Origin of the sequence: Sphingobacterium sp. BIGb0116, assembly GCF_024808035.1 — a bacterium.
Lineage (GTDB): Bacteria > Bacteroidota > Bacteroidia > Sphingobacteriales > Sphingobacteriaceae > Sphingobacterium > Sphingobacterium paramultivorum.
The window spans coordinates 340,171-365,482 of sequence record NZ_JANUDT010000010.1 but is presented as its reverse complement, the minus strand read 5'-3'; the positions used below and the strand labels follow the sequence as shown (position 1 = coordinate 365,482).

At 40.5% G+C, this 25,312-nt stretch carries 15 protein-coding genes and 1 rRNA gene; 7 read left to right on the top strand and 9 right to left on the bottom strand.

Annotation, left to right across the window (positions count from 1 at the left end):
- Positions 1-11 precede the first annotated feature (11 nt).
- Positions 12-123, top strand: a 5S ribosomal RNA gene (rrf, locus tag M2419_RS22970).
- A 739-nt stretch (positions 124-862) separates the two neighbouring features.
- Here the strand turns inward: rrf and M2419_RS22965 are convergent.
- The gene (locus M2419_RS22965; protein ID WP_159731520.1) at positions 863-2,989 is read right to left on the bottom strand and encodes a hybrid sensor histidine kinase/response regulator; all 2,127 of its coding nucleotides are present in this window, start codon (positions 2,987-2,989) and stop codon (positions 863-865) included.
- Between the two features lie 250 nt (positions 2,990-3,239).
- Between M2419_RS22965 and M2419_RS22960 the strand changes: the two genes are divergently transcribed.
- The gene (locus M2419_RS22960) at positions 3,240-5,249 is read left to right on the top strand and encodes a beta-N-acetylhexosaminidase (RefSeq protein ID WP_159731518.1); all 2,010 of its coding nucleotides are present in this window, start codon (positions 3,240-3,242) and stop codon (positions 5,247-5,249) included.
- A 24-nt stretch (positions 5,250-5,273) separates the two neighbouring features.
- On the opposite strand, the gene M2419_RS22955 is transcribed toward M2419_RS22960, so the two are convergent.
- Positions 5,274-5,552, bottom strand: a complete 279-nt coding sequence (locus tag M2419_RS22955; protein WP_075990719.1) for a DUF4342 domain-containing protein — start codon at positions 5,550-5,552, stop codon at positions 5,274-5,276.
- Positions 5,553-5,809: 257 nt separating this feature from the next.
- Positions 5,810-8,044, bottom strand: coding sequence for a glycoside hydrolase family 2 protein (locus tag M2419_RS22950; protein WP_182330416.1), 2,235 nt, complete (start codon positions 8,042-8,044; stop codon positions 5,810-5,812).
- 469 nt (positions 8,045-8,513) lie between these two features.
- Between M2419_RS22950 and M2419_RS22945 the strand changes: the two genes are divergently transcribed.
- Both M2419_RS22945 and M2419_RS22940 read left to right on the top strand, forming a co-directional pair.
- Positions 8,514-10,121, top strand: coding sequence for a beta-N-acetylhexosaminidase (locus M2419_RS22945; RefSeq protein WP_153844789.1), 1,608 nt, complete (start codon positions 8,514-8,516; stop codon positions 10,119-10,121).
- A gap of 66 nt (positions 10,122-10,187) precedes the next feature.
- Positions 10,188-11,696 carry an alpha-L-fucosidase gene (locus M2419_RS22940; RefSeq protein WP_153844790.1) on the top strand — a complete coding sequence of 503 codons (1,509 nt, stop codon included), beginning with the start codon at positions 10,188-10,190 and terminating at the stop codon, positions 11,694-11,696.
- 133 nt (positions 11,697-11,829) lie between these two features.
- Here M2419_RS22940 and M2419_RS22935 read toward each other — a convergent pair whose 3' ends face one another.
- From M2419_RS22935 to M2419_RS22910, 6 genes are all read right to left on the bottom strand, one after another.
- Positions 11,830-12,474: an HAD family hydrolase gene (locus M2419_RS22935; protein ID WP_259255673.1), complete on the bottom strand. Its 645-nt coding sequence runs from the start codon at positions 12,472-12,474 to the stop codon at positions 11,830-11,832.
- A gap of 186 nt (positions 12,475-12,660) precedes the next feature.
- Positions 12,661-13,686 (bottom strand): endonuclease/exonuclease/phosphatase family protein, encoded by a 1,026-nt coding sequence (locus tag M2419_RS22930; RefSeq protein WP_153844792.1) that lies wholly within the window; start codon positions 13,684-13,686, stop codon positions 12,661-12,663.
- 7 nt (positions 13,687-13,693) lie between these two features.
- Complete coding sequence (locus M2419_RS22925; RefSeq protein ID WP_227550087.1) at positions 13,694-15,073, bottom strand: DUF5689 domain-containing protein; 1,380 nt, start codon at positions 15,071-15,073, stop codon at positions 13,694-13,696.
- 11 nt (positions 15,074-15,084) lie between these two features.
- The gene (locus M2419_RS22920; protein WP_153844793.1) at positions 15,085-17,802 is read right to left on the bottom strand and encodes a TonB-dependent receptor; all 2,718 of its coding nucleotides are present in this window, start codon (positions 17,800-17,802) and stop codon (positions 15,085-15,087) included.
- An 87-nt stretch (positions 17,803-17,889) separates the two neighbouring features.
- Complete coding sequence (locus M2419_RS22915; protein WP_153844794.1) at positions 17,890-19,326, bottom strand: fimbrillin family protein; 1,437 nt, start codon at positions 19,324-19,326, stop codon at positions 17,890-17,892.
- Positions 19,327-19,363: 37 nt separating this feature from the next.
- Positions 19,364-20,968 (bottom strand): fimbrillin family protein, encoded by a 1,605-nt coding sequence (locus M2419_RS22910; RefSeq protein WP_153844795.1) that lies wholly within the window; start codon positions 20,966-20,968, stop codon positions 19,364-19,366.
- Positions 20,969-21,124: 156 nt separating this feature from the next.
- Between M2419_RS22910 and M2419_RS22905 the strand changes: the two genes are divergently transcribed.
- From M2419_RS22905 to M2419_RS22895, 3 genes are all read left to right on the top strand, one after another.
- Positions 21,125-22,255, top strand: coding sequence for a clostripain-related cysteine peptidase (locus M2419_RS22905; protein ID WP_259255672.1), 1,131 nt, complete (start codon positions 21,125-21,127; stop codon positions 22,253-22,255).
- A 160-nt stretch (positions 22,256-22,415) separates the two neighbouring features.
- A complete protein-coding gene (locus M2419_RS22900) occupies positions 22,416-23,120 on the top strand; it encodes a hypothetical protein (protein ID WP_182330406.1) in 705 nt (234 codons plus the stop codon).
- A gap of 91 nt (positions 23,121-23,211) precedes the next feature.
- Positions 23,212-25,182: a DUF4836 family protein gene (locus M2419_RS22895; protein ID WP_153844798.1), complete on the top strand. Its 1,971-nt coding sequence runs from the start codon at positions 23,212-23,214 to the stop codon at positions 25,180-25,182.
- Positions 25,183-25,312: the final 130 nt, after the last annotated feature.

The window sequence follows — 25,312 nt, the reverse complement described above, 5'->3', positions numbered from 1 at the left end:
AATAAAGATTTTTAGGTGCCTATATCGGCGGTGTCTACCTCTTCCCATTCCGAACAGAGCAGTCAAGCCCGCCAGAGCCGATGGTATTGCCGTAATAGGTGGGAGAGTAGGTCGGTGCCTTTTTTTACACGGAAGCCCTTGCTGGAAACAGTCAAGGGCTTCTTTCGTTTAAATACTTCCATGGCCGTTACACTTCCGCCACTGACCATCACTGCCTATCCTCTGCACATTGGTATCGCAGCACATGGACGTCGGTGAGCCCGGTCCGTCGGAAGCTGTCCCGCAACCGTCGCTATCCTGCAACCGCAACTGTCACTGTGCTCAGTGGTAATGGTACATTGCTCCTATCTCTCTTAAACCCAATGCCCTTTTCTTTATACCTGCAGCATTACTTCCCGAATAACCGGATATTCCTCTTCTTTGATACAATAGCTGTAGAGCCTTCTTATCTTGAACAGTGGAGGGCATAAAAACGAACCAAGTGGTTTATTTCTCGAAGCTGCTTTAGGAACTCTTTTCATCCCTTTGCGGGAGATAGCTAGAATATGGCGAAGTTTTGAATTAGGACTATCGGTAGCGGCCTTTATTGCTATTTCTGTTGTCTATAAACAGCTTCGTAATAAGGTTTGTAGCTTTTGCCTATGCTAGCGGTGGACTATATGGTCTTTGTTTGTAAAACTGGAGTTAAGCAAGACTAGGAAGGCTATCCAATTCCGTAAAGAATGTTGATACGGCAGGTAGTTTTTTTACACAGGTATTGAAGAGTAATGTCTTTACTTAAATACCGCAAGTAAACGCGAGTAGGAGTCAAAAAAATTAGGGCAGGTCAAAAGGCCTTCCCTAATTTTTTTGACTAGCACGCTTACAAAATCTTTGCTATAAGCTGAGCAAGGATAGCTTTGTCCAGAGGTTTGGTCATGACGCCATCAAATTGATGTAGCTGCCCTTCGGGAATCTGTACGGTTACTTGTGATTCGTCTGACGTCAGCGCAATAACTTTGCTATTCCATCCCTTTACGCTATTGTTGTCTTTGACCGTATTGAGGATATCCCAACCGGTAGGGCCATGCATTTTGAGATCGGTGATAATAATATCCGTTCTATTTTCCTTCAGATAGGCTATTGCAGTAGATGAATCCTGATAGATTTTCACATCTTCGAAATGTTGCAATGCTTGTTTTACGAATAGATTATTGATCGGATTGTCATCAATAACTACAAAGCTCAGCTCTTTTGAGAGCTTATCCAAGCTCGTAATTTGTTTCCTATTTTTCTTTTCTTCGGTGAATGGAACGACTAATGTAAATGTTGATCCCTTGCCCTGTTGACTGCTAACACTTAACGTTCCGTTTAGCTGTTCGGCCATGAGTTTAGAAATATGTAATCCCAATCCAAAACTATTCTTGGATTTCTGATCGGTCATATAATACTGTTCGAAAATATGCTCCTGATCTTTTGCCGAAATACCTTTTCCTGTATCGTTGACTAATATGTGTAATTTGGATCCCTGATCTCTGCTGATAAAGGCTTTTACCTCTATCTGCCCCTTATCTGTATATTTAATGGCGTTGCTCAAGAGGTTAGAAATAATCTGGCGTACACGATACGTTCCGCTTTTGATTAAGATGTCGGGATCGATATCAATGTAACTGATGAGTTTTAACCCTTTTTTGTCTGCTTGAGCCTGCTGCATTTTTATGAGGTTCGCGAGCAATTGAGTTGGCGAAAAGTACTCAGCCTTAATTTCTAGTGTACCAGACTCTAGTTTACCGAGATTCAGAATATCTTCCACAGTATCATTGATCACATGGATATCTTGTGTAATGGAGTCTAATAAAATAGGGTTGACCCGATTGTTTGCCGCATTGCTCTTTAGCAGATCAATAACACTGACCAAAGAATTGACCGGTGTGCGCACATCATGACTTACATTGGCCAGTATACCGGCCTTCTCTTTCGCTGTTCGCAAGGCATAATCTCTAGCGGCAGTAAGCTTACGCTCATACACAAGTGTATTGTAGTGGTAGGACAACAAAAGTGTCACCATAATAATCATGAGAATAATAGAAGCGATGACCTGTTTGCCAAAAATGGAAGAGTTTTCTCTATAGAGTTTGAAATCTTGAATTTCAGCAGCTCTTAGTATCTCATCTTCATGGGTCTTAATGCGAAGCAAGGCCGTGCTGATCGTGCTGAATAAGTTGTAGTTAGACTGTAGAAGCTGTCTTTCCTTGTGCTGCAGCTCAGCAAACGAACGACGAATCTTACTGAAATCTTGCCGGTGGAATGTCTCATTTTGCTCGATCAAACTTTGGATCTGGCTATGTATTGCCTTGATTTGGTTAACGTTGAAATTTTGTTCCAGTTTATCGGCAACAAGGGTGTCATTTTTGGCTTTGAAAATACGTGTAAAGAGTTTTTCTTTCTTTCGGACAATGGTATCCTTCTTACTTACATTGAGTGCTGTATCTCGTAATATTTTATTGACAACCGAATCTGCGAGTATACGATTGTTTCCTGGGCGAATTGTTCTATTCGTTTTCGTTAAGAGTGACAGCGAGTCTTTGGCCAAAAAAATCATGTTGTCAACAGATTTTTTAATGTGCGCGAACTCGTCTGAAAGGGAGATATTTTGTTCCAAGGAAGTATTTGTAGAGAAAGTAAGTCCTTTTTGGGAAGACAACTTCGAAAGGGAATCAATATAAAATCGTAACGTATCTAAACTATTGCTGTAATTCTTTAAATTTTCGGCACTGAAGTCCACGGTATAAGAGCGAAAAGCATTTCCGGCAGCGTTGTAAGAGGAGAAGAGTTCGTAAAAAAGATTAGTCAATTGATTCTTAGAACTGTAAGCTTTATTTAAACGGGCTTCGGTCTTTTGGTACTCAATATATTGATAGGTAAATATCGAACCGATATAAACCAAGGAAAGAATCAGGAAGGCAATTAAAACTGTCCTGATAATAAATAATTTTTTACTGTTTTTCACGTTATTGTTCTTTCACCCCAATAAGTTAACTATAGCCTATTTTGTTTTGTCTGGAAGTCAAATTTAATACTAAAAAATGATATCCTCTTGGTGTGCCTGTAGCCAACGAGCTACTTTTTGAAAATCTTACACAATCGTTTGATTGAAAGTTGGAGTAGAAGGATCATTTTTTATTTTTTATTTTGCATAACGAAACCAATAAACGGTCTTTTTTTTGTCTGTTTATTTAAAAATAAAAACTTAAATTTTAATGAAAACACTCCTCTGTTCAGTAGCGTTATCCCTTTTATTTGCGCAAGGACTCCATGCGCAGTCTGGGATTGATATTATCCCCAAGCCTCAGGAAATCAATAGGGGAGCAGGCCAGTTTCAGTTGAATCCACAAACTACCTTAAGTTTTAAGAACTGCGATGTGAAAGATGTGTCTTTGTTTGTTGAGCAGCTGAGAAAAGTAACGCATTATCCCCTGAACGTGAGGAAACAGGCGAGCAATAGTATTGAATTTAGACTAGACCCTAAATTGACAACACCTAATGATGAAGGCTATCAGCTTGAGGTTTCCAATCGGGGAGTGGTCGTGACAGCAAAAAGCTCCCATGGGCTTTTCAATGCAACGCAATCACTGCGGCAACTTTTACCGACAGCTTTCGAGGGTAGTAACCCAACCAAAGAAATAAGCTGGAATATTCCGGCTGTGAAAATTAAAGATTATCCCCGCTATCATTGGCGCGGCTATATGAAAGATGTAAGCCGGACCTTCTTTGATGTGAAAACCGTGAAAAAGTATTTGGATGTCATGGCATTATACAAAATGAATACTTTCCATTGGCATTTGACGGATGACCAAGGCTGGCGGATTGAAATAAAGAAATATCCGAAATTGACCATGGAAAATGCGACGGTATTTCATCGAACAGAAAAGCAACCTGCAGAACGCAGTGGATTTTATACACAGGAGCAGATCAAGGAAGTTGTTCAATATGCTCGAGAGCGTAATATTACGATTGTGCCCGAGATTGATGTTCCTGGACATTCATGGCCGACAATATTGGCCTATCCTGAACTTGGGGTCAACAAAAATTCCTACCCGAATCACATTTTTCCTTTTGTGTCATCTTGGGGATATTGGGGAAATCAATTTACCCCCAATACACTGGATCCCACAAAAGAGTTTACGTATGAATTCTTGAATAATGTGTTCACCGAAATCGCTAATCTCTTCCCGGGTAGTTATATTCATTTTGGAGGGGATGAGGTTCGTCATGATTTGTGGGAAAAAGAGGCTCATGTGCAGGATTTTATGAAGCAGCACCAGATTAAGGATGTCAAAGCACTTCAGAGCTATTTTGTTCAACGCGTTTCTGATATCATTGTCCAGAAAGGGAAAAAACCGATCGGGTGGAATGATATCTTAGCTGATGCTGAAAACTTGCCGAAGAGTACAGCAATCATGAGCTGGCTTGGTGAAGAAGCGATCAAGGAAGCGACTAAAGATGGATTTAAGGCCGTAGCCACACCAGCATCGCATCTCTATTTTGATATTACACAGGCCGATCGGAATGATGGTACCATGACTGACCTGGCCTATCCGCAGATAAACTCGCTGAAAAGAGTGTATGAATTTGATCCTTCTGCAGGACTTAGTCCGGCTGAGGATCAGCTTGTCCTCGGTGTTCAGGGAAATATGTGGACAGCGTTGGCCCAGGATATTAAAGACCTGAATGTGCAGAATTTTCCGCGATTGCTTGCGGTTGCTGAAATTGGATGGGCTGCTAAGTCAGCAAAAGATTATACAGCGTTCAGCCATCGATTGGATGCCAATCTTCCAAGATTAGATTCCATGCGTATTGATTATTATCGTCCCGGGGGATATATTGCGGGATCATGGGGACCTAATGATATCAAGGAAACGTATAGTTTTCTAACTTTTGACGTGAGCAGGAAGATTTACGATAATGGACGAGCGCAAGCTGGATTTTTCTTTGTGGAGGGGAAGAATTTCTTGGAGATCGATGCCGTACAATTGCTACAGGACGGGCATGTCATTGCAGAGGATGGACATCATGCGCTTGCGGATAAATTTAGGGGAACCAACAAGATCAAACCTTTTTACTACAATTTTACAGTAACGAATTATAATCCGCAATCGAAATACGAAATCAAAGCTCGTGTCAGAGGTGCTGGCGGTGTGGATTCAAAAGGAAATTTTACATTTAATTTGTCTCCGAATAGGCCTTTTGATAAGATAGAAAAAAAATAAAGGGTATTACCCTTTATTTTTTACTTATTTGAGTTCGATCATCTTTTGATTTGCATTCTCTTCTTTTACTTCTTGAAGGATTGCAATTTCAATAGGTGCAATCAGACTTAAAATAATCAATGCAATGAAAGCTACAGGGAAAATAATTCCGATGATTACAGCTAATAGCAAGGAGATATTTAAGTATTCTTGTCCATTCTTGGAGGAAACTTTTAAACGGGAGCTTTTGAAGGAATCAAAAAGATCTTGAAAAACTTTAGTAATTGTTTTACTGTTGATGCTGAATGTTGTTTTAGTTGCCATGATGTTTATTTTTTAATTTTTTTAATTCTTATTTGATGACTCAAAGATAGGACGCAAATATGGCGCTAAAGAGGCTCATTAGGCCAGTCTCGAGACAATCTCGGTAAACGACCCGCTTTTATCGGTTAATACTTTTTTGAAATTAGGGTAAGTGATATGATGATCAATATAGCCGAGGGGGCATATATCCTTAAACAAAAAACAGGGGTAGCTTTTTAGGCTACCCCTGTTTTTTGTCTATTATTTTGCTAGCGTGATTATAGACCTACATGCTCTGTTTTCGATTTTGTTGGTCCCGATGGTCCTTGTTTAAACGCTGGGTCATAGTTCCATTCAATCGTGTCGGTTAATACCTTACCGTCTTTTTGGATTACTTTTGCTTCTACAGTATTCTTCCCCAGTTTTAGCTTCACGTTTTCGAAGATGTAGTGTACGTTGGTCTGACCAATTTTGGCCCCTTTGATCGTTTGTCCATTGATGATCAATGTTGGCTCACCTCGGTTCGAATAAACCGTAATAGGCGTGATTTCATTACCTCTGTTGATCATACGACGCTGTGTAATATATAAAACGGGTTCTTTGCTCCAATTGGCTTTGTACCAATAAAAGCCATCCTTCTTCAGTTTACGGTCAAAGGAAACCAGTCCTTTATAATTCCGAGGGTTAACATTCAGCGCAGTAATGGGCGTGGCAAAATCGAATGTGTTCCAGACATAAGAACCCAGGAAAATTGGACTTTTGGATATCACGCCCCAATGTACTTCATGAAATTTGGTTGCATATTCTTCAGGGAAAAACGATGGATTGCTCCATTGATTTCCAAAATTTCCAACCTCTTCTGCTTGATCTTCGGGGATGGCTTCTGCACCATATTCCGAAAAGATAATCCGGTAATCTTTGAATTCTTCACTGATACGTTTTGCCCAGGAGGCGACATCATCCTCTTTATCTGATTTATTCTCCAATTCACCATTATACCAGCCAAAGTAATGATTGATGCCTTGAACATCTGCATTATTGTTAACTGGATGGTCGATAACATTATAACCGCTGACAGAAACGGTATAGCGATCAGGATCTTCGGATTTAGCGAGGTCATTTAATTTGGTCGTTAGTTCGACGGTATAGGCTGAAGGAGAGTATACCTCATTGTGCATACCCCATATATAGATGGAAGGATGGTTGAAATTTTGGCGGATCAGTTCTTTCAGTTGTTGTTGTGCGTTGTTGTCTTCCAAGGTGGTTACCCGATTGACAAACGGGATTTCGGCCCAGATAACGAGACCCATGCTATCGCATTTCGAATAGAAGTACTCAGACTGTTGGTAATGTGCCAATCGGATCGATGTTGCTCCCATTTCTTTGATGATTGCCAGGTCTTCGTCGTGGTCTGCATTGCTTAGGGCCGATCCTTTACCTAGTCGATCCTGATGGCGACAAACACCATATAGTGGATATTTGATATCATTTAGGAAAAATCCTTCACCGGTTCGTAATTCAAATTTACGAAGACCAAGAGGTGCTGTTACCTCATCAATTACCTGGTTGTTCTTTTTGATTTGTGTGACCACCTTATAGAGATAGGGATCATCTAAACCTTGCCATAAATGTGGACTTTTGACTAGGATTTGTTGCGTAACGGTTTGACGGCCTTGCGGTAACAACGTGTACTGTGTGCTTTGTTTGGCTTTAATCGATCCGTCTTTTTCGAAAACGGTTGTCAATAACTCAATTGGTTGTTTTTTTCCGGATTTGTTGTCTATTTTTATTTTTACAGCAACATCGGCTGTTTTCTTGGAGACATTTTTTTGCGTGATATAGATTCCTTTAGCTGCAAAATCATTCACCGCAATATGGATGTCGTCGGTTACAATAAGCTCGACTGGTCTATAAATACCGCCGTACATGGGGAAAAGGGTATGGTTAACAGGAATGACCTGTGGTGTAGCTTCATTGTTTACCTTCACCAAAATCTCGTTTTCTTTTCCAAATTGGAGCATAGTGGTCAGTTCGAATACAAATGCAGAATAACCACCCTGATGTCTGCCCACGAAGTTATAATTTCCATTGCGTTTCGTATTGTCGTAGGTAATATCATTTTTGCCTTCTTTGGTAGGAAGGGGCTGATTGTTTACGTATACTTCTGTGTTGGTATTGACCCCTTCAAATCGAATGAAAATGCGTTTGCCTTTCCAAGCTGTTTCGGGAACAAAAGATTTGCGATAATAAGCATCACCGGTATAAAAACGCTCATTTTTTCCTAAACTACCAGACTTAATCTCTTTGGCCTGCATATCGTTTGCATTCCAGGTGTGCGGTAAATTGACAAGCTGCCATTTCCCTTCAAACAGTTGATTATAGTCTAATGTCGAAGTAGAAAAAGGTCCCTTTTTGAAAGTCCAGCTGGTATTAAATGGAACTACGGTTCGTGCTTGTATGTTCAATAGCAGTATTCCAATAAAGATTAAGGTATAAAAGATCTTTTTTATCATACGGTTTTAACTTAGGGTATTGTATTTGTGTCTTCAAATTTATGTCTTCAAATATAGCTAACAAAATGATAATGACTAATTGGACTAGCCTCAGTAGAACTGCTATTCGATCTTGTTTTTAATTAATAGTGATCAAAATATCTCTATTAATTATTGTTTTTTCTTTATTCGCTTTGTTGCGTCCATTCACTACAACGTTTTCGAGATTTGCGCAAACGATTGACTATACTTGGGCTACAGTAATAAATAATAAATTCTTTACCATTGCATTACAAGATAAACTGTGGGCAGAACCGATGTAAACAGTTCATACGATGGATTTTCGTATTCCTTTTACATCGCGTGCTGGCTGTGGTGGGCCGATTATAGCACAAACTAGGTTCGAATAATGTATGATCGAACCTACTTAGAAACAAATACTTTACACAAGCAGATTTAATCTGATCAGTTGAAAATAACTATAGAACGGATGAAACATAGATTAATAGGAACATTTCTTTTGGTATTCTTGACGATACAGTTTGTGGAGGCACAGGTTGCTATCATCCCACGTCCTCAGCAGCAGGAAGTGCGGAAGGGGAAACTTATCCTAGGTAGAAATATAGGCATTATAAGCGATCCTTATTTTGATCCCACGATATTGTATTTCAAGAAGCTCCTGCTTGGGCGTTTCGGGATTTCGGCCTATGCTGCGACCAAGGCCGACGAAGCCCAAGTTATGGTAAGCTGGGATAAAACACTTGAACATGAGGCCTATCGTTTGCAGATAGATCCTACTCATATTCGAATTTACGCTTCAGATAAATCAGGACTTGTCAATGGAATTGCAAGTTTAGACCAATTGTTGTCCGTTGCAGCCCTAAGCGGTGATCAGCGTGAGTTGGATGCTGTTGAAATTACAGATAAAGCACAATTTACATGGCGCGGCTTTATGTTAGATGAGTCGAGACACTTCTTCGGGAAGGAAAAAGTAAAGTCATTGTTGGACTGGATGGCTTTTTATAAATTGAACAAGTTTCACTGGCATTTGACGGATGAGCCTGCGTGGCGCCTTAGTATACAACGTTATCCTTGGCTGGCTCAAATAGGGGGGATAGGCAATTATTTAGACCCCTATGCTGGAGTACAGTATTATACGCAAAATGATATCAGTGAGATTATTGCTTATGCTGATGAACGTAATATTGAGGTCATTCCTGAGATTGATATGCCTGGACATGCAACAGCTGCAAATCGCGCGTATCCGTTTTTATCGGGCGGGGGTAATGAAAAACACCCTGATTTTACTTTTCACCCAGCAAAAAATACGACATATTCATTTTTAAGCCATGTGTTGCGCGAAGTAAAAGCGCTTTTTCCTTCGACTTACATTCATTTGGGCGGAGATGAGGTTGCTTTCGGTAGTGATGCCTGGAATAATGATCTACAGGTGCAGGAGTTAAAAAAGGCAGAAGGGCTGAAATCCAATAAGGAAGTGGAAGAGTATTTTATTCGACGTATGGGAGATTCCGTTGCCCGAATAAATGGAAAAATCATTGTTTGGGATGAGATGGTAGACGCAAAACTGAATAAAGCGCAGACTGTGATGATGTGGTGGCGCCATGATAAACCCGAACAGCTCAACAAAATTTTGGATAAAGGATATCAGGCAATTCTTACACCGCGTTTACCTTTATATTTTGATTTTGTGCAGCAGGAAAACCATCGGTATGGACGGAAATGGGGCAAAGGGTTTAACCCTATTCAAGATGTCTACAATTTTGCAGGCGAACAGTTGGATAGTTTAGGTGGTCGAAGAAAACAGATATTGGGTATCCAGGCCAATCTATGGACTGAAACCGTGACAAATACCAATCGATTGGATTATCTCGTCTTTCCGAGAATTGCGGCATTGGCGGAAGCAGCATGGACATCTGGCAAGCAACGTAATTTTGACCAGTTCACTAAAGTGTTAAAGAAACATTTAGCATTGTATCGGGAACAGGGACTCTATTACTTTGATCCATTTCAGGACAGTAACCCTGAACCGGTCGTCATGAAGAAAGTACAGAAACAGTATATTGATCGTCCAGACTAGTTGCGTTTTTTGTCTTTGAATAAGTTGGACTATATAGAATCGTGGTAATAAACAATTAGATAAAATATGATAAGCTATAACAGATTGATGATGACCTTGCTGTTGGCTGGTGCGCTATTGGCCGGGAAAACTGTTTCTGCCCAATGGACTGGGCCACGCAAAAAGGTGGAGCAAAGAATTGACGTAAAATACGGGCCTTTAACACCGGCACATCGAACCGATGAAGCGATGGAGCGTTTTCGGACATATGGTTTAGGACAGTTTATCCATTGGGGGCTTTATGCAATTCCTGGCAATGAATGGGAAGGAGTAAGCGCTCGTAAAGGTGCGGCCGCTTCCGAATGGATTCGTACCTGGAGTGGACCTACTGCACCAAAGGACTGGAAAAACACCTATGATAATTTATACAAGCAATTTAATCCCAAAGGATTTGACGCAAAGCTATGGGCTAAGCAGGCTAAAGAAATGGGGGCAAAATACCTGATTTTTACCACCAAACATCACGATGGATTTGCCTTATGGCCTTCGAAGTATACAGACTATACCATTAAGAAAAGCCCTTATAAAAAAGACATCGTCAAGCAGGTTGTAGACGCTTACACCGCTGAAGGGATAGATGTGTTTTTGTATTTTTCGATCTTAGAATGGAATAATTCAAACTATATGGGTAAGGCGCCGTCTACACCGGAAGAAAAGGCAAAATTCAATAAGTTTTTGGAGTATACCCGTAACCAATTGTTGGAGCTGCTTCAAAACTATCCGCAGATAAAAGGATTTTGGTTCGATGGTACCTGGGATCAGTCCTGGATTCAGTCCTATGACTTTACCTATAAACTGGAGAAGGAACTCCGCGAGAAACACCCGGGCTTAATCATCGGTAGTCGTTTTCGAAACGATGAATTTGGAAAGCGGCATTTCGACTCGAATGGTGATATGTTGGGAGATTATGAGCAAGGCTGGGAACGCAAAATGCCGAAAGAATTTGAATGGCTAGAGGGACGTGACTGGGATTGTGTGATGACCATCCCGCCTAACGGTTGGGGTTACATGAAAGATTGGTCGGGTATTTATACAAAGACATCCGACGATTTGATCGATATGTTGATGAATTGTGTGTCGATGAACGGGAATTTCGTATTGAATTTTGGCCCGGATGGAAATGGTCGGATGCATCCAGGAGAGGATAAATTGGCGAAAGAGATTGGTGACTGGATCAAAATCAATGGTGAAGCTGTTTATGGTGTGAGACATGCAGGACTTGCTCCATCTAAATTGGGTTATTTTACCAAAAAAGAGGACAACCTCTATCTTACTGTCTTTAATCGACCGGTCAATAATATTGTCCGCATTGCTGTACCGAAGAATTCAGCTGAGGTTCCGGTAGAGGCTGTTTTATTGCAAAATGGTCAATCATTAGCTCTTAAACGTTCCGACATTGGTTTGGATCTTGATAAGAATACATACTATGATATTGTTCTTCCGGCAACGTTTAGTGCAGATAAAGCTTTTGTTGTAAAAATGAAGCTTGGTAGGCCAAAAGGACAGAGTGATCAACTCATGGATGCAAAAATGTAAATTTTGGCATTAGCGCGAAGGTTTTCGCGATCTCATCGGCATTTCAAATGTATATGAGCGCTACTCCAGACCATTGGGAGTGATCGAAAAAGGCGGGATTTAAATCAGTGTTGATTTAGGTCCCGCTTTTCTTTTATAGAATTTCCAACAGTTCCTGTGGATGGTGGATAATATGCTGTGCACCGTGTTGTCTTAACTCGTTCTCTTCCCGAAAGCCCCAAGTAACACCGATAGCTGTTACCCCTGCATTATTGGCGGTATCCATATCCACGGATGAATCGCCTACATAAAAGCAATCTTGTTTGCTAACACCGAGTGTTTGGATACTGTCGAAGACAATATCGGGATCAGGCTTGGCGGGGCGACCTGTTCGATGCCCCAGGACGAGATCAAATGAAATATCGGGAAAGTATTCGGCCATCAAAGGTATCACCGCTTCATGGTATTTATTTGATGCTACCGAGATTAGATAGCCTAATGATTTCAGTTCTTGTAGTAGCGGTATAATCCCTGTGTAGGGTCGTGTATGCGATACAGGTTTTTGTTCATAATATGTCTTAAAAGCTGCAAGTAAGACTGTGATCGTCTCTACTGTCCGTGCTTCTTCGGGTAATGCCCTTTCGATAAGTTTCTGTACGCCATTGCCTACAAATTTCTTATAGGCAACGAGTGGATGCGTTGGGTATCCATATTGTTCAAGAATAGCATTGCAGCTGTCCCCGAGGTCCTGTAATGTGTCTAGCAGTGTTCCGTCCAGATCAAATAGTATAAGCTTCATCTGATAAATCTAGTAAAAATTGCGATTGAACTATGGTATAATAATGAGATTAAATGGTAGTTTATATCTTGTGTATAATAAAAGATTACTGAAGACTGGGGGAGATCAAAAAAAGATAGGAGCTCATATATAATGAACTCCTATCTTTAATTCCGCTTAGGAAGAGTTAATCGGATTTCATTTATATTATTTTACCAAATAGATCAATGTTGGAAAGTGATCTGAGTAGCCATTGATAAATACTCCTCCAGAAAATGTTCGATGTGGGTAGCCTTTGTTGCGGCCTTCCTGTTGCACCAAAAAATCCCGATTGAAGATTTCAGCTTTGACAAAACGTAAACCCTTGTTTTTGTTGTCCAATAAAGGTCTAGAAATGATGATTTGATCAAAGAGATTCCATTGTCCCTGATAGCCCAGTGATCCAATGCCCTTATCGTAAAACTTCCACATGGTATTATATAAGCCCTGCGCAGGTACATCCTGCGGATTTTTCTTGGCCTGCAATACTTCCCTTACACTTTTATCTTTGGGATCATCATTTAAATCGCCCATGATAATAATCTTGGCCTCGGGATTTTCACGATAAAGTGAATCACAGATACCTTTGGTAATACCTGCTGCAAATTCGCGAAGTTCAGAAGATTTATTGCCATAACGCGAAGGCCAGTGATTGACAATGATATGTACAGTGTCTCCAGCAATCGTACCGGATACCAATAGTTGATCTCTCGTCTTAAAGCCTGGGTTTTCTGGTAGATTGAATGGATGAACCTTGTCATTAAAAGGCGTGAAGAATTCCGGATTGTAAAGGAACCCAACATCCACACCGCGACGGTCAGGAGAATCGTGATGAACGATCTTTAATCCCAGCTCACGGAGCTGGGGATCTCGTGTAAGATCTTCCAAAACCCGACGGTTCTCAATTTCGGCTACCCCTAGAGCGATAGGACCCAAACTAGAACTAGGTGAACCGATGGCACGAATCGCTCGTGCCATGTTTTTTATTTTTTGCTGATACTTAGCTTCTGTCCATGTATTGGCACCCTTTGGTGTAAACTCATCGTCATAGATCGTTGAATCTTTTACAGGATCGTATAGATTCTCCAAATTGTAGAATGCGATGGGGTAAACCCGACGGTTGGTTTGTGCGAAACTTGTGTGTACAACAAATAAAAGGAGAAGAAAAATACAGCTGATGTGTTTATAGTTCATCTTTAATTTATTTAGTAACGATAATCGTATTGCCAGAACCGTTTCCGCCAGTTGCGCTTACGATTTTAATATTATCTAAACGGAAGCCAAAGGCATTGTCAGCACCAGTCATTATAAATTCGACGGTACTTGTCGCTGCAGGTGTAATGTTTGGAATACTGACCGTGTAATATTTATTACGGTCATCTGTTGAGTTGATCGCTACTGGTGTGCTTGGAATCGTATAAGTTGTTCCGTTGACCTTCACCTTCATAGCATTGAGGTTGGTCGCTTCACCAACATTGTAAATATTAGGAACAAGCTGGTAGCTCAATGTAAGATCCGTTTTGTTGGCCGTTTGTATTCCAGCGATTTTCAGTGTAATATCTTTGTTTGCCGGAAGCCATACTGAGGCACTGATTCCTGTCGCTGTACGAATATCTGCCGAACCACTTTCCTCGCTGTACGTCACCGGAGCTTTCATGTCGAAATCGGTGAAATCTGCAATTTTAGGACGGTTGCCACTCGGGTAGGTGCCATTTCCAAATGTCTCGTTGAAAATTGTTCCTCCGGTTTCAGGGTCAGTTGGTGTTGTTCCGGCGTCAGTTCCATCAAAGTCAATCACATCTGTTTTATCGCGCAGGAAGAGCTGCCAGCCTCCATTGTAACGGCCCAATATTCCGACTAATGTTCCATTCCCTTTAGGAAGAATATCTTTAGCAAAACTGGAGAAGTTACTGTTGCGGACATCCAATGTTTTGCCATTCGCATCTTTGACTACTTCGCTAACGGTCGCCGTTCCACCTGCGAAAGCATTGACACCACCATTGTTAAAACGCACATTTTTAATGATAACCAACTTGTTGACCATCGAAGCGTCTAATTTAGAAAGATCAACTTCCAATGGCGTTAAATTGGCTGCATTTGGCCATCCGTTTACTTTGGTATGCTCTTTGAAAATTTCCCAGGCGATACGGTTGGCATTGGTTCCACTGAAACCGATCTGTAGCTCACTACCATATTTCACCATGGACAGGCCTTTTAAGTTGATATACACTTCCTGGCCTGCGCGGAAAGTTGTGTACATGCTATTTTGGTCGACTCCTAGATTGATGGCAGCAGTTTCATCCTGGATGTACAATTGTTTGTAGATATTGCCCGAAATGTCGTTTCCGGTCACCAGTGCTTTAATGATCAGATCCTCATCGATTACTTTTGGATCGGTAATGTTAGCATATTTTTCTTTCAATGCGGCTATCGTTGTGTTGGCATTGGGACCGTCATAGATCGGTTGAGTTAATAGAGGGGCTTCAGGATCACGCTTACAGGCTCCTGTAAATAAGATGAGTCCAATACAGATAACCGATAGCATCGATGTATAGACAGCTTGTATATTTTTTTTGTTCATTATTGTCGAGATTAAAATCTATAGGATACATTCATAAAACAGTTGATTCCCTGCATGTAATAATATTTGGATGCAAACTTATTTGCTGCAGTAATATCCAAACGTGCATTTTCGAAACCTCCAGTTCTGATGTTTTTGTTATTTAAGACGTTATTGACCGCTAAATTGAAGTTCATTGAATTGCGATTCTTCAGGTAAAGGATTTTACCGATTGATAGATCGACTGTTGTGCTATTTTTGAACTTTTCTTGATCAGTAAGGATATGATAAGCATTATCGAGCTCTGGATCGTAAGGATTGATGGTGCTGTAGTTAGATGCCAACTGACGAAGAGGAGCTTTCGATAGATACATATCGCCAGCGTAATTTAAATTAGCGCCAAAAAACCAGTAGTTTACGAAATAACGGACTCCTAAAGTTCCTGCGGTCTGTGGCATTCCACCAACATAGTAGTTATTGAGGTATACCATCTCGCGTTCATTATTGATCAATCCATTTTCGGAATTTTGTGCTCCCATTGGGTTGTTGCTGTAATAGTATTCAGCCTTTGTTGCTGCGAGATCGACACTCCAATTGTTGTCAACTTTATAGGTCAATCCGAGCTCTATCCCTCTATTGACCTGGTTCATATCTTTTAGACCATGGTTGATAAAGGTACGGGCGGCATCGTTATAGTAACTTTGTCTGCTGATGAGATCTGTAAAGTTGGTCTGAAAGACCGATAAACGACCATTTAGTTTCGGCAAGGAGAAGACATAACTGATATCTGTAGAGAATATCTTGGCACTCTTGAGGTCTTCAAAAGTAAAGTCACTTACCCTGGGTGAAATGTAAGCATCATTGGCCAATGGTGCTTTGGTCTGATAGCTGATTTTGGCGTTTAATAAATGGCGGCCATTGAATTTGTAGGTCATTCCACCCTTGAAAGCATAGTCAAAAAAATGGTGTTCTTGCCCTTTACCATAAGAATTGGTCGGGAAGCGTCCATTTTTCATGTAGCCTACGCGTTGAAAACTGGTGTATGAAAGCTGTGTTGCGTAGAAAAAGTCGATGTTCGAATACGTGTATTCGTTTTGTAGCCAAGCATTCGCAGACTTGATATTGATGTTGTAACGATATCCAAAAATATCATCTTTTCGTGCCTTAAAGTTGGGATTTAACAAGTCGTTTTGGCTCTGACCTGTATTTTGCCCAAAGTCACGTTCAGAGAATTTGTCAATATCCAGCACATATTCAGCGCCCAGTAGATCCGCTACAGTTTTATATTGCTGGGATTGTGATCCTTTGGCGCCGATACCGAGCGTCAATTTAGCATGCTCATTGATCGTTTTGTTGAGTGTTGTATTGAAACTGCTTTCCAATAGGTCGCTATGGCGTTTCTCCAACATGTAGATGGCTGCACCATCGTTGATTTTATTTTCTAGCTTGTTGACGAGGTATAAATTGTCCCAATCCACTTGTGATACCTTGGCCGATTGCCAAAGGTTGCTGTAGTATTGATTTGTAATGGAATCCGTAAAATAACTCGGCAAATTGCGGTAATAGTCTGGTCTTGGATCCGGACCATTGTACCAGTTTAATGCTGTACTGGCATACTTGCCATAGTGCAGCGATATACCTGTCGTTAGTTTTGTATTTGGATCGATTTTCCAGATATGTGAAAGGATTGCGGTAGGGTCATAAGCAGTGACGATACGCGAATTCCTGATTTTTCCGTCTTGATAGCCCCAATTGGGGTTGTATAGGTTGTTGTCGAGGAGATCATAGGCTTCCTGGAAAGAACCTGATTGTTGGCCACGCTCTACTGGAGAACCAAAGGTGACCAGTGATAAACTATGTTTGCCTTGCTGGAATTGTTTTTCGATGGAAAGTGCGTAGGAGAAGTTTTTGTAAAATGTACCTTCAATATTTCCTTTATCCGCATAGCGGCCACCGATTAAGCCTGTAAATGCCCAGCCATTGTCCATTAGTCCCGTTGAATAGCTCAGCATACCCCGGCTATAATAATTGCGGTTGGTGTATGTGGCTGTTGCTTTTGCTCCTTTGGCGAAGGCGCTGGCGCGCATATTGATATTTTCGGAACCGCCGATGGAGCCGAATGTAAAGGTCGAGGCGTCCATAGCATTGTCTTGGTCTCCATTTCGAGTCAAATCATTGATGGCACCGATGGAAGCATAGTTGAAGACTCCGCGCAATTGGTCGTTGAAGTGTACGCCGTTGATGTATTTTTGTTCGTAGCGGTTGTTGTATCCGCGGAGGCGAAAACGGAATTGAGAGAGCTGATAACCAATTTTGTTGACGTATACGTCGTTAGAAAGGATAATCTTGGCTGCAATGTTTTGGTCGAAAGATTCGTTGTCATCATCCAATAGATCATCGGCAGCCATGCTTAGTTGTACCATGTTGTCGTTGTCGGTACTTGGAAGGACGTAGATATCGTCCATTTTGAGCAGGCCGGAGGCCGGGATCTGAACGGTAATTTTGATCTCCTGGATATTACCACCTGTGATCAGGATCGTTTCTTCACCCGAGTTTAACTTCGGTAGACTGAAGTTCCCTTTGGAATCGGTGACGACCGACTTTTGATTTTTCTCGAAGACGAGACGTACATTGGAGAAAGGTTCTTTGCTCACCTGGTTGCGGACAATACCCTGTACATTGGCCCTTTGGGCAAATATAGGTGTACTGGCAGCAGATAAGAGGGCAAAAAGTATGTATTTTTTATACATAGCTTGAGGTTAAATAGTGAAACGTATTTAGATGACAAATGCAACACATTTTAGATGTGTTGCATTTGAGGATGTTTTTATTGTATTTTATTTTTGGCCGACAAGTGTTAAATCATCGAATCTTATACCGATCGTATTTGCTGTCCCGGCAACAGCCATTGAAATTGTAGAGTTTGCAGGAATAGTAGTTTCCGCTGATAAATCGATTTCCAAAGGATATTTTGTGTTGGTTTTGTAACCATTTGCATCAGAAAATACCACGGAGGCAGGAGAATAGGTTTTGCCATTAAATGTGACAACAATATCTTTTGAGTCAAATGCAGATGACGCGGCAGTGCTATTTACTCCGAAAGCAAATTTAAACTTCAATTTAGTGGCACCTGCAGTATTAATGTCGGATACCGTAAATTTTGCGTCAGCATTAGCGGGTACCCAAATGTTATTATCACTAAAGCCAGTATAGCGGATTGATAATTTACCTGCATCTAATGTGTATTTCACAGCTGTGTTTGTCCAGCCTGTGAATTTATCGAAATCTGTGTTAGCGGCAATCTTCTCTGTTCCAAATCCTTCTTCATATAAAGTCTGTTCAACAGGATCAGTTGTACCACCATTATCTTCATCTTTACCGATCACGTATGAACCCGACGGTACATCGGTCCAGTCTGTGATATTTCCAGACGCCACAATAGCTGCATTGTTGCCAGCCTGCTCTTGCAAGGTGATATTGTAGCTGTATTTTTTACCGGCTTCGTAAGTTGTTGATGATGGTAAAGTCCACGTATAGGTTTCATTACCAATTTTGAATTCAACTTTTGCACCGGCAACGCTAGCTACAGGTAATAAGATAGCCTCTGCCGCTGTTGTAGTTGTTCCCGCTGTAGTTTTTGCCTTGATCGAAGCTGGGTTAGCGCCAGCAGCTAATGTACCTGTTGCTAGGTCGAAGTTTGCTGTAGTATTAAATCCATTGTAAGTTACCGTAAGACCTGATAGGGAACTTACACCAGTCCCAGCAGCAACAGTCAATTCGACTTTGCTGAGTTTGTGGCCAAATTGGAGTTGCGCATTTGGTTTATTCTTGTTGGCTCCAGTTACATTATTAGCGTATAAGAGATCAATTTTATTTTGTTGGGTTTGATCAGCTACATTAACTGGATAAATGTTGTTTGTGATTGTTGTTTGGTAAGGGTAGTAGGCAATAAAATCTACATTGGAGCCATCAGCTGGATAATTAATTTCTTCAGTAATGCTGCTTGCGCTAAAATTACCATCTCCTTTTGTCGTTACATACTGCTTGTTGCTTGCCAATGCATTGCTTAAGCCGCTACCGGTTTTCATGAAAACACCGATTGCATCGTTGCTTTCCCAATTTGCGCCAGCAGCTTTTGTGGTCACTTGGTTAGAGATTGTTGACGAAAAAGTCACCGCCTTGGTGAGTTCTTGTTCTGAAATAGGTGCCTTTTGGCAAGAGCTGGTTACGGCAGCTGCCGCAGTCGCTAGGAATAAAAGTTGGTTTACTTTCATAATTAAACTGAATTGATATGACTAAATCGTTTATTAATTATTTCCAAATAGAGGTATTTATATTTCCTTTTTGTGTATCATTTAGATCAGGAAAAAATGTGAAGCCGGTTGCTTTTTCAAGGTCGCTCACGGTTAATCTATAATTTTCGAAGGTTACTCCTGAAGGAGGGGTTTCATTATTTATCTTATAAGCAAGGGTATAATATTCGGACCCTTTCTTCATGGCTAATGCTTTGAAATAGTATTTTGGCTTGGCGATATCTTTTCCGTCATTGTCCTGTGCAAAATCTAGGCGGCTATCTGTGCTTGTCTTAGGCATTGCACCAGTTACAATATACATTGTATCGCACTGTGCCGTCCATGTTCTGACTTTGGTTTCCAGGTTTGCCCAAATTCCTTGGTTAAGACGTGATACCTGAGCTGTCATGTTGGTAAAATAAAACGTTGTTTTATTTTGGGTTGTATTTAAGTTGCGGTCTGCACTTGGCAACTGGTGGCCTCTGTCATAGCCTGTTGGCTGGAAACCTTTAAATAGATTGGGTTGAAACGCAGTAGATACTTGCGGATCATATCCCCATGCATCTGTACGATTGCCTGATCCAAGAATACTGCTGTATAATGGATAGGCTACCCAATAAGCCATTTTTAGCTTTTTGTCATAGAGCATCGCGTAATTCCTACTGTCGCTTGCATCGGGCATAAAATGTTGAATAAATACCTCGTCATTGCCTAGGTTACTCATTTTTGGGATTTCCAAATAAGCTTGTGAATCACCGATTCCACCACTTGGCTTGCCATTGTCGATTTTGATATCGAAGCTATATTGATTTCCAGCTATTAAATTTTTTAAATTCTGATTTTGCGGGATTGTCCAGGTGTAGGTATCACCATTAGCGGCCATAAACTTAATAGCTTTTCCTGTAATGTCTTCACCGGGGAGTAGTATAAATTCTATGCGAGCCGTTTTATTGGCATTTACCGATACTTTTCCTTGAACATCTTTTTTCTCCGTCGAATTGACTGTCAATTTCCCTGTTGTTAAGTCAAATCCTCCTTGCGTGCTTATGGACGGCATTTTTACCGTAATCTGGTTTGCTTCCAATGCGGCAGTATTGGTAATGGATAGATTAATGCTGACTTTACTCAATTGACGTACAAAAATAAGGGGAACCGTATTGTTACTCTTGTCGATGTTTTTGGCATTGTTTGCGTACATCAGATCTAAAGCTGTCGGATTAGACTGATCACTTAAATCAATTGGATATTGAAAATCTGTAAGGGATTTATAAGGATGATAGGCGATAAAATCTACTTTTTCAGCAGATAGGAAGATTGGGCGGGCACTTTGGAATATTGAGCCATTGAAAGTAAATAACTGATTTTTGACCTCATCAACAATGGAAGTTGCTTCCAGAGGCTGGCCTGATTTGGACATAAATACTCCGATCTGGTCATTCTGATCCCAGGAGGTTCCAGTTGCTTTCGTGTTAATTTGACCGACGATAGTCGGGGAAAATTGTACTGCAGCTTGCTCCATTTTAGATTCTGTTTTCTGGCAGGAATCTAATGTAAGCAATGCAATCATAAAGTAAGCTATTCGCAAGATATTCTGTCTTGGAATAGTTATGATCTTGTTAATCATATTGATAGTTAGTGTGTGTTAATAAAGTAATGACAAAAATACTTAAGTTAAGTTAAATTAATGTGAACCTTTCGTGTTCTTTTGTGTAATTAAATGTTTGTTTGATGTATATATTTGATTTTTAGATATATTTGTTGCGATTTTAATTGTATTTTGATGAATTCTAGGCTGTTCAGATTATTTGGAGTGTTTTATTTGCTATTTATAGTGCTGTTAACTAGTTGCAATGACAAAGAAAATGCTATAAATGAAAGAGATGGCCGTGTTTTGCTGGTTTATATTGGGGCCAATAATAATTTAGTTTCGGATGCTTACAATAGCATCAATGCAATGGAAGAGGGAATGGTTGGATTAGATGCAGATGTGTATGTGTATGCGACTTTGGCAGGTACTACACCTAAAATTTATAAAATTGTTGCTGACCAGAGCCCGGAAATAAAGAGTACGGTCATCAAATCTTATGGGGATCAAGATTCGGCGAATCCAGTAGTGATGAAGCAAATCCTGCAGACGATGAAAGGATGTGTTGGTAATCGCCCATCAGGTCTGGTTCTGTGGTCACATGCAACAAATTGGCTGCCGAATGTTGGGGTCAAGTTAATGTCGTTTAATGAAGATCGGGGAAATAAAACGGAGTTGCGAGATTTGCAGGCGATCATTCCTTCTGGGCTTGATTTTCTCCTATTTGACGCCTGTTCCATGGCAAGTGTCGAAGTATTATATGAACTTCGGGATAAAGCAAAGTATACGATAGCTTCTCCAGCAGAAGTGCTTTCAACCAGTATGCCTTATCATTTGGTCTTGAAACACTTGGTCGACCCTGATCTTGAACGGGGGCTGATATCTACTGCGACAACATATTTTAATTTTTATAATCAGTTGACAGGACTCTATCGATCTGCTACTATTTCTGTGGTCAATAATGCATATTGGCCAGATCTTGCAAATAACGTTCACGTCGCACTGACCAGATCCCCGCTCACGGTGATCTATCGCGATAACTTACAGCGATTGGATTTTGATGAAAAATCCTTATCGGCTGGCTTTGATTTTCTTGATTTTGTACATCAGAATATGTTGCCGATTGAGACTACCGCTATCGAGGCTACAGTTTCGAAATTGGTTATTTATAAGGCGAATACAGCAACTTTTTTAGGTAAACCCATTTTGCGATTTTCTGGACTGTCCTGTTATGTCCCTAATGATTTAAATAAGTGGATACATCCCTATTATAATTCGCTCCAATGGGCTAAGGATAGCGGTTTTAATTCCTTTGTGAAGGAGTAATAGCATCGCATTGGTTTTCTTCATTTTTCCCTGAAATCAGGTAGTAAACTGCATTCTCGTTTTTAATAAATTTGTCAATAGGAAAAAAATAGCACAATGTTTGCTGTTCATGTCAAAACATATATTGATTTGACAAATTATTAATCGTTACAACGTTGTAATGGAAGAAGTACTTAAAGTGAAAGGAAAATTGAAAAGATTTTATACGATGATCTGTGCCGTTGTAATGGCGTTGACATTATCGAGCTGCTTTGATTTTGTTGAGCAGATCGACTTAAAAACGAATGGTTCTGGGCATATTGCAGCGACATTGAATTTAAGTAAAAGTAAGACCAAGGTAGCTTCTTTAATGAAGATGAAAAGTATCAAGGGAATCCAGATCCCTTCTCAGGCCGATATGGAGAAAGAGATTCGATCTGCGGTTCAGCTACTCAAGCAGACTAAAGGTATTTCAAATGTACAATACAGCACAGATTTTACCAATTATATCGTTAATATTTCATGTGACTTTAGTCAGATAGAATCGTTGAATGCCTTTTCAGATATATTGGCAAATCGATTTAAAATGAAGATATCGAATTCAAACCGCTATTATTATAACGCACAAAGCAATGTGTTTGAACGCAAATTTGTGGCTTCTGCTGACTGGAAGACAAAATTCAATCAGTTGGGAAGCGATAATACGACCCAGTTTGCAGATGCATTCTATACGCAGATTATTCGTTTTGAAAAACCGATAGCATCTCAGGCAAACGGCCTGGCAAAGGTTGCCGGAAATAAGAAAGGGGTCTTGCTAAAGCTACCTTTTATGGATTTGGTATATGGTAAATCGAGTTTGGCAAATAAAATCACATTAACAAAATAACCTAATAACATTGGTGAAACCAGGACCATATTTAGTTGCTGAAAGCGCTTCTATAGAGTAGGTTGGGTGTAGCTGAAAAATTATTTATAAGATGAAATCAAAAATTATACTGGTAGGATTAGCCTGTTTGTCTTTTGGGACAATTGTAAAGGCGCAGGACTTGATCAAACAGATCCCTGAAGATGCAGAAATGATTGCGGCCTTTAACGTAAAAGATATTGTACAGAAGGCTAATGCAAATAAGCTGAACGAGTTGCTTCAGAAAGCAGGTTTTTTTGAGAAATCTGGAATCTCAGCGAGCAATGATATTAAAAATTTGGGAGTAGACCTATCTCAAACGGCCTATTTTTATACCAGAAAGACCGATAGTATCAGTTTTACGGAATTTATATTTTCCTTGAACAACAGAGGGCAATTTGAGAAACTGCTTCATGAGGCTGGAGAACCCAAAGCATTTGCCAATGGTTATACGAGCATAGGTCTCAAAGCCGGCAGTATGTTGTTGTATAACGATCGGGTTGCTCGATTTATTTCGGCGACGACAAATACCACCTTTTTGGATAATGATTCGATCGCTAGTCGTTATGGAATCAAAAAGGTGGATTACGTTGCACGTCCAGCCGACGACGAAGATGCTTGGGCAGATACAACTGTAGCCGCTGTGGATTCGGTTGCCGTAGTCTGGGATGCGGATGAAAATCTAGCTGTACCGGTATCCCCACCGGTTGCTATAGCTGTGGAGCCTGATACGATAGTAGGTGCTACGGAAGTACTGCCACCTGTTGCTGATATTGCGATGGATGAAGCGGCAGAAATACATGATCCTAGTTATTATGATTCACTTTATACGGCCTATGAAGATCAAAATCGGAAAAACGATTCTATTCGTAACGGCTTACGCGATAAATGGTTGTTGAATGAGGTTACCCGTTTGCTTTCAGGGCGTTATAAGCCTTTGTCAATTGCAGATCAGGATAAGGTTTTAAAGAATCTCGGGCTTATTCGATTGTATGTTCCTCGTGTAGAGGATCTGTACCGTGGTCTTTTACCTTATACCACCTCTCTTCCTTATTATTATATGGGAATCAAACTGGATAAGTTCAAGACGGGATATCAAGACGGTCTATTGGATTTAGTGCAAGAGGGGAGTGTGCTGAAATTAAAGGGATCTGTGGGTTTAGATAAAGACCTTGCTGAGATGACCAAAAGAATGTATGCGCGAAAACCTAATTCAAAGTTCAGTAAATATTTAACGGATAAAACCTTAGGTTTTTTTAATGTGAATATTAATTCGGAGGCTTATCTGAGAGAAATGCCTGCCTATATGGCAAAATATTATAGCGGTTTGTTGGGGCCTCAACAAGATGTTGTAGAATGGGGACTGATGGCTCTCGAAATAGCGCTAGATGAAAAGGCCATTGCCCAGGTGATGCCAGGAGACCATTTGGTTGTCGTTAACGGTCTTCGGAAGTTCAAAAAAGACTATATCGATTACACCTATGACGATGATTACAATGCAACCGAAGTGAAAAAGACGAAGGAAGAGACGCTTCCAGTATTTATTTGGATGTTCACGTCAAAGGATCAACGTCTGATAAAAAAAGGCTTGGACATGGCTGTTTCAAAGCAAGTTGGGCAGGTTTATGACGGTATTTATGCGTTTTCAAAACAGCAAGCCAAGGATTTTCCAATGTATGTTCTCTTGAAAGAAGACCTTGTAATGGTCAGTAATGATTCATTGTCTCTAAATGATATCCGTCAGAATAAGATGAATGCTCCCGGAAATAAAGACTTTGTAAAACTGATGAAGCAAAACAAGATGTCAGCAGCTATAGACCTACAAAAGCTACCTGCTATGTTAAAGGAAATGGGGGTTGCACCTGGTAAACAATGGGAAGCAACGCTGGCACAACTCAATCAATATGGCAGTACCGCAATTACTTCAAAGGGCGTAGTGGGTAACCGTGCCGAAGTTGAAATGTCGACAAGATTGCCGCAGACCAGTGATGGTGCGATCGGTTATTTACTCGATCAAATTTTGGCGGAATTAAATAAAAAGTAACTAAAGGAGGGTGCTGAACAATTTTATTGCACTATTGTTTGGGTGTCTTTTGTAATATTATGGTTATATTTTTATAATGTTAAAATAATATTAAGATCGTTTGGCTTGTTTATGGTACTTTTGACGTTTA